This is a genomic window from Shewanella sp. 11B5 (assembly GCF_002836795.1).
Taxonomy (GTDB): Bacteria; Pseudomonadota; Gammaproteobacteria; order Enterobacterales; family Shewanellaceae; genus Shewanella; species Shewanella frigidimarina.
The window spans coordinates 1-1,451 of sequence record NZ_PJAP01000044.1 but is presented as its reverse complement, the minus strand read 5'-3'; the positions used below and the strand labels follow the sequence as shown (position 1 = coordinate 1,451).

1 protein-coding gene is annotated in these 1,451 nt (G+C 40.9%); it reads left to right on the top strand.

Annotated features, from left to right (window positions below):
- Positions 1-88 precede the first annotated feature (88 nt).
- A partial coding sequence (focA, locus tag CXF78_RS00365; protein ID WP_102035671.1) for a formate transporter FocA occupies positions 89-1,451 on the top strand: 1,363 nt, incomplete at its 3' end.

Below are 1,451 nucleotides of genomic sequence, written 5' to 3'. Positions count from 1 at the left end.
AGAAACAACGATGATGTGTATCTGTATATTTCTTTAATATTTATGCTGCAGCCAAAGAATAACCATTAGTGTATTTGGAATGTAGTTTATGACTGCTTTAACAACAAAAACGTCAACGGTGCCGATACAGAATGTTTACACACAAGACGCTGCGAATAGTGCAGTTATCAACATGTGCCAGCAAGCTGAACAATACGGACAATCTAAAGTCATTAAGTCGCACTTAGAGTCATTCGGCTTAGCTATTTTTGCCGGTGCTTTCATTGCGTTGGCTTTTGTTTTTTATATTACGGTAACGACCGGAACAATTGGTCCTTGGGGGCAAGTGCGCTTTATTGGCGGCTTAGCGTTTAGCCTAGGGTTAATTCTAGTGGTTATTTGTGGAGGAGAACTCTTTACCAGTACGGTATTAAGTAGTGTTGCATGGGCTCAAAAACGGGTAAATACCAAAGATTTATTGATGTGTTGGACTCGTGTATATGTTGGCAATTTCATTGGTGCTATGTTGATGTTGTTGTTGATTTTAGGGGCTAAAATGCACCTGCTCAATGGTGGTCAATGGGGCTTGAATGCATTAAATATTGCGCAACACAAAATACATCATGATTGGAGCCAAGCATTTATTTTAGGCATTTTATGTAATGTTTTGGTGTGCCTTGGTGTCTGGATGACGTTTTCCAGCAAAGACGTACTAACCAAAGCCTTCTTACTTATGCTGCCCGTCGCTATGTTTGTCAGCAGTGGTTTTGAACACAGTATTGCTAACTTGTTCATGGTGCCGCTGGGGATCATGTTGCAGCAATTTGCATCGGCTGATTTCTTTAATGCTATTGGTGTACCCGCAAGCAAGTTTGCAGATATTACCATAACGCATTTTCTGTTTAATAATCTTATTCCTGTCACGTTAGGCAACATCGTCGGCGGTGCTTTATTTGTCGGCCTTGCTTATTTAATGATTGAACGATTAAAGCACTCTAACGCTGATCATACAGCGCCTATGGCGTTAGCAACGTTGGCATTAGCTGAATGTATTCCGGCGATTGACGCGCATATTTCAAACCAGGCTATGTCAAATCAGGCTATGTCAAATCAGGCTATTTCAAATAAGTCAGCTTCTAACCAGTCTAATTCAGATAAGCCAATACCCAACGTACCAATATCAAGTCGAACAATGGTCAGTCAATCGGCCACAGGCTTTTCCAAATCACATTCAGTATTAACGCAAATCCACCATGAATCTAACCTTACACCTTCGCTAAAAACGAATGGGAGAACTGCTATGCCTAAATCAATTATTAATCTTACTGTCAGTGAATTAATGGAAGCCACACCTTTTACATTGTCACCAGAACTCTCTATTCATGAAGGACTGATGCAACTCACTGCTGCGCAAGAACGCGGTGCACCAGTTGTCGACAAGCAAAATCGTTTATTAGGATTTGTATCTCAGC